Source organism: Ferruginibacter sp., from assembly GCF_031430955.1.
GTDB lineage: Bacteria > Bacteroidota > Bacteroidia > Chitinophagales > Chitinophagaceae > Ferruginibacter.
Genome location: NZ_JANPCM010000635.1, coordinates 1 through 5,809, shown reverse-complemented (window position 1 = coordinate 5,809; position 5,809 = coordinate 1). Strand labels below are relative to the sequence as shown.

4 protein-coding genes and 1 pseudogene are annotated in these 5,809 nt (G+C 36.5%); 4 read left to right on the top strand and 1 reads right to left on the bottom strand.

Translation table 11 applies throughout. The features are described 5' to 3' along the window. Together ACY65O_RS18025 and ACY65O_RS18020 are read left to right on the top strand one after the other, a co-directional pair. The coding region (locus ACY65O_RS18025) for a class I tRNA ligase family protein (RefSeq protein WP_462222250.1) at positions 1 to 2,077 on the top strand (2,077 nt) is incomplete at its 5' end. Next, entirely contained in the window at positions 2,067 to 2,924 is an 858-nt protein-coding gene (locus ACY65O_RS18020; RefSeq protein WP_462222249.1) for a TraR/DksA family transcriptional regulator, read from the top strand. The genes ACY65O_RS18025 and ACY65O_RS18020, both read left to right, overlap by 11 nt. Positions 2,925 to 2,998: 74 nt before the next feature. Here the strand turns inward: ACY65O_RS18020 and ACY65O_RS18015 are convergent, their stop codons facing one another. Continuing rightward, positions 2,999 to 4,837 carry an ABC transporter ATP-binding protein gene (locus ACY65O_RS18015; RefSeq protein ID WP_462222248.1) on the bottom strand — a complete coding sequence of 613 codons (1,839 nt, stop codon included), beginning with the start codon at positions 4,835 to 4,837 and terminating at the stop codon, positions 2,999 to 3,001. 65 nt (positions 4,838 to 4,902) lie between these two features. On the opposite strand from ACY65O_RS18015, the gene rbfA reads away from it, so the two are divergent. Then, entirely contained in the window at positions 4,903 to 5,307 is a 405-nt protein-coding gene (gene rbfA, locus ACY65O_RS18010; RefSeq protein WP_462222247.1) for a 30S ribosome-binding factor RbfA, read from the top strand. Between the two features lie 63 nt (positions 5,308 to 5,370). Next, a pseudogene (locus ACY65O_RS18005) lies at positions 5,371 to 5,809 on the top strand (FtsX-like permease family protein); the annotation flags it as partial.

The following is a 5,809-nucleotide window of genomic DNA, read 5'->3' as shown; positions in this document are numbered from 1 at the left end:
GGCTTTTAAAGTAGAAAAATACGAACACAATTATCCGCATTGCTGGCGCACTGATAAACCAATTATTTATTATCCGTTGGATGCATGGTTTATTAAAACAACTGCTGCAAAAGAAAGGATGGTGGAGCTTAATAAAACTATCAATTGGAAACCTGCTGCCACGGGAACAGGCCGCTTTGGTAACTGGTTAGAAAATATGGTGGACTGGAATTTAAGCCGCTCAAGGTTTTGGGGAACACCTTTGCCCATCTGGAAAACTGAAGATGGAGAAGAAGAAAAATGTATGGGTAGCATTGAAGAGTTAAATGCTGAAATAAGAAAAGCGGCTGAAGTTTTAGGTGGAGAAACCAACAAACATTATTTGCACGAAGGCATTTTAGATTTACACAAACCTTATGTTGATGATATTACTTTGGTATCTGCCAGCGGCAAACCCATGAAACGTGTGCCCGATTTAATTGATGTTTGGTTCGATAGTGGTGCCATGCCTTATGCACAGCATCATTTTCCATTTGAAAATAAAGAAGCGTTTGCAAAATCTTTTCCGGCAGATTTTATTGCCGAAGGTGTTGACCAGACAAGAGGATGGTTTTACACTTTACATGTACTTGGAGTTTTATTGTTTGATTCTGTTGCCTATAAAACTGTTGTAAGCAACGGTTTTGTTTTAGACAAGAATGGCAATAAAATGAGCAAACGTTTAGGCAATGTGGTTGACCCATTTGAAACACTGGAAAAATTTGGCGCCGATGCTACAAGATGGTATTTAATCACCAATGCCAGCCCATGGGACAGTTTAAAATTTGATGCAGAAGGAATAAAAGAAGTGCAGCGCAAATTTTTTGGTACGCTTTATAATACCTACCAGTTTTTTGCTTTGTACGCCAATGTAGATGGCTTTGCATTTAAAGAAAATTACGTTGCTGTAAAAGACAGGCCCGAGATTGATCAGTGGATCTTATCTTCTTTAAATACATTAATAAAATCGGTACAGCAAAGTATGGATGATTACGAGCCTACACAGGCAGGCCGTGCTATTGAAGAATTTGTTGACGCTCATTTAAGCAACTGGTATGTACGTTTATGCCGCCGCCGCTTTTGGAAAGGCGATTATGAGCAGGATAAAATTTGTGCGTATCAAACATTATATGAATGTTTAGAAACATTGTCTTTATTAATTGCACCAATAGCACCATTCTTTGCGGATTGGTTATTTATTAATTTAAACGATGTAAGCAACCGTTATCAAAACGAATCGGTGCATCATATTCTTTTTCCAAAATCTAAAGAAGAAGTTATTAATACTGATTTAGAAAAAAGGATGCAACTGGCGCAGGATGCTTCTTCACTAATATTATCGCTGCGTAAAAAAGTAAATATAAAAGTGCGTCAGCCTTTGCAAAAAGTTTCTATACCGGTTATTGATAAAGAAATGGTGCAAAGGATACAACTGGTGGAAGATATTATTAAAGCCGAAACCAATATTAAAGAAATTGAAGTACTTGCAGATGATAATAATTTTATCCAAAAAAAAGCAAAAGCCAATTTTAAAACCCTGGGTAAAAAGCTGGGTGCAAAAATGAAATGGGCGGCGGAAGAAATTGTAAAGTTCGACAATGCTACTATTGATAAAGTGCAGGAAGGTAATTTTCTTTTAAATACTGATTATACTGCAAAAGGTGAAGAACCCATTTACATAAGTGCAGAAGATATGGAGGTTTCTACCGACGAGATACCCGGCTTTGAAGTGGCCAGCAAAGGATCATTAACTGTGGCGCTTGATATTACTATCAGCGATACCTTAAAAAAAGAAGGCGAAGCCCGTGAGTTTGTAAATCGTATTCAAACCATACGTAAGGAAAGTGGCTTTAATTTAACCGACAGAATTATTGTAAAAGTATCTGCAAATGAGGGTCTTGAAGCATCATTTAATGAATATAAAACCTATATTTGCGCCGAAATTCTTGCAGATTCCCTGGAGTTTTTGCCTGAAATTAACGATGGTAACGCTATTGAAATTAACGAAGCCATTATAAATGTGAACGTTATAAAAAAAGGAGTAGAATATGGCAACTAAAAAGAAAGCTGCAAAACCAGCGGCAAAAAAGCCGGCCAGCCCAAAGGGCAAGGCAACTAAACCCGTTAAATCAGCCCCGAAAAAGTCAGTGCCTGCAAAAAAAGCAAGCAAACCTGCTCCTAAAAAGGTTGCTAAACCAATTGCAAAAGCAAAAAAGCCAGCTCCAAAACCAGTAGCTAAAAAAGTGGCTCCTGTAAAAAAAGCTGTTAAACCTCTATCAAAATCAGTATCAAAAAAATCGGTACCTGTAAAAAAGCCGGTACAAAAACCTATGGCAAAAAAAGTTGAAGTGAAAAAAGTGGAAGTAAAAGCTGTACCCGTAAAATCAACAGCTGCTGTAAAAGCAAAGGATATTAAAGTAGTACCACCAAAACCTGTAGTGCTGCCAAAAATCAATACCAAGACTGCCCGGAAATATCAGCCCGATTTTACAAAGTCTGTGTTGGATCAGCCTAAAAACGATCCGGGTGCACCAATTGTAAGATACAGCGATAACGATTTAACCGAATTCAGAGAATTGATTCAGCGTAAATTAGAATCTGCTAAAAAAGAGCTTGCTTATTTACAGGGTTTAATTACCCGTAAAGATGAAATGGGTGGCGATAATGATGATGCCCGTTACATGACGATGGAAGATGGCAGTATGAGTATGGAAAGAGAACAGTTAAGCCAGATGGCAAGCCGCCAGATCACTTTTATTGATCATTTGGAAAAAGCATTGATGCGTATTGAAAATAAAACTTACGGCATCTGCCGCATTACCGGTAAATTAATTGATAAAGCCCGTTTACGTGCTGTGCCACATGCAACATTAAGCATTGAGGCTAAGATGGGTTCGGTGAAGTAAGAAAGGAATTTGTAATTGGGAATTAGTTTAAGGGAATGAGTAACTTCATTCTCTTTTTTATTGGATAGATTTATCTACTTCACTTCCTGCATATCCACCAACCTTTTATAAAATCCATTTTGCATTAGTAAACTGTCATGCGTACCCCGTTCTACAATTTCTCCTTTTTGCAATACAATAATTTCATCGGCGTGGCGGATGGTGCTTAAGCGGTGGGCAATTACAATGCTGGTACGGTTGCTCATTAAATTATTTATGGCATCTTGTACTAAACGTTCGCTTTCGGTATCTAATGATGAAGTGGCTTCGTCTAAAATTAAAATGGGAGGATTTTTTAATACTGCCCTTGCAATGGTTATGCGTTGCCTTTCGCCGCCACTTAATTTACTGCCACGGTCGCCAATGTTTGTTTGATAACCATTTTCTTTTTGTATAATAAAATTATGGGCATTAGCAATTTTTGCAGCAGCTTCAATTTCTTCTTTTGTTGCATTAGGTTTGCCCAATGCAATATTGCTGGCGATAGTATCATTGAATAAAATGGGCTCCTGCGTAACAATACCCATCAGGCTGCGCAATTGATCCAATGAATATTCTTTTATATTATTCCCATCAATAAATAATGTACCACTACCTACATCATGAAATCTCGGTACCAGGTCGGCCAGTGTACTTTTTCCTGAACCACTGCTTCCAACCAATGCTACAGTTTTTCCTTTTTCTACAGTAAGATTAATATCCTTCAATATCACAGCATCTTCGTAGGCAAAACCAACATTTTTAAACTCAATAGCAGTATGAAAAGCAGCAATTGATTTTGGATTAGTGATTTCTTCTACAGTTACCGGAGCTTTCAGCATTTCTTCAATTCTTGCAATGGCAGCAGTGCCTTTTTGCATATTATAAAATGAAGTAGATAATGATTTTGCCGGGCTGATAATTTGTGTAAAAATCCCTATGTACATAATAAAACCGGCACCTGATAAGCTTCTATCGTTATTACCTAAAACCATATCGCCTAATACCAATTTACCACCAAAATAAAGGATGCCGCAAAGCACTAACACTCCCAAAAATTCCGACAATGGAGAAGCCAGATCTCTTCTGTACTGCATCTTGTTTTTTATATGAAACAGTTCGTTATTGGTAGTTCTAAATTTATTACCAATTATTTTTTCTGCTGTAAATGCTTTAATAACCCTCAACCCAGTCAATGTTTCTTCCAGTACCGATAATGCCTCGCCTTGCTTTATTGCAGAATCATTAGATTGCTTTTTTAAAGCCCGGCTTATTCGGCCAATGATAAAACCAGTAAGCGGTAAGAATATTAACAGGAACAAAGAAAGTTTTGGACTGATGAATATTAACGTCCCTAAAAGAATGATGATATTTAAAGGGTCTTTAATCAATCCTTCTACCGTACCCACAACCGATGTTTCCAATTCAGCCACATCATTAGTCATACGGCTCATAATATCACCTTTACGTCTTTCGGTAAAATAACCAATTGGCATTTGCAGAAGTTTTTGAAACAACTCCTCCCTTAACCGGTTCATTACGCCATTACGCATTGGAGTAATAATGTAATAAGATAAATAAGTGAAAAGGTTTTTTAGAAATACCGCTACCAATACCAACACACAAATAATTACAACTACATACATTTTATCATGCTCAACAGCCGTTTGCTGTAAGTAATAACTAATAAAATTTATAAAATCTGTAGAAGAAGTAATGTGTTGTGGTTTTACCACAAGTGTATTAGATGGATCAAATATTATTTTAATAAAAAATGGCAGAGAGCCAATTGAAATAATTGAAAAAACAATTGATAACAGTATAAATAAAAAGTATAACCCAATATTTGCTTTATATGCAGTAAGGTAGCTGTACAGCCTTGCGTATTTCTTCATTGTTTTAAAAATAACCTAAATAGCAGCAAAGTAACTAATTTTACAGCTATTAAAGCGTAAACATTATGTTAGAAGGTAAAAGACAAAAGCAGGTGGCCGGGCTGCTGAATAAAGAGCTGAGCGATATTTTTCAACGCCTGGGTTTAAATATGATTGATGGCGGCATGGTCTCTATAGCCGGCGTAAAAATTACTCCCGATCTTTTTGATGCCCGTATTTATTTAAGTTTTTTTAAAGTAAAAGATAATGATCTTGCCTTAAAAAAAATTGAGGAGCATGCCCACGAAATAAAAAAAGAATTAACATCCAGGGTAAGGCACCAATTAAGGAGTATGCCCAAGCTAACTTTTTATATAGATGATACTTTGGAATATGCAGAAAAGATAGATAAGCTGTTTAAGGAAATAAATGAAGCCCCCCCTATCTCCCCCGATGGGGGAAAAAACGGAAAAGAACAAAGCCCTGATTGAAGTTGCAGAATATTGGATGAATTATTTTTTGATTCAACTAATTAACCATTTAACCAATTAACATTGTACCTCACTTTTGCCTGGAGATATTTTAAAGCAAAAAAAAGCGCAAATGCCATTAATATTATTGCATGGGTAACGGTGGGTGTTATTGCGTTTGCCACCTGCTGCCAAATTTTAGTGCTTAGTGTTTTTAATGGTTTTGAAGGATTGGTAAAATCTTTATACGCTTCATTCTATACCGATATTAAAATTATGCCCGGTAAAGGAAAAACATTTTTTATTACCCCTGCACAATTAACTCAAATTAAACAGCAGCCATTTGTACAAAATTTTTCTTTAATTGCCGAAGAAAAAGCATTGCTGCAAAATGGTGATGGTGCACAAACTGTGGTGTATTTAAAAGGTGTAGATTATAATTATCCTGACGTATCGGGTGTGCCTGCTAAAATAAGTAACGGAAAATTTGCTACAGGCACTGCTGATGAACCGGGTTTAATAT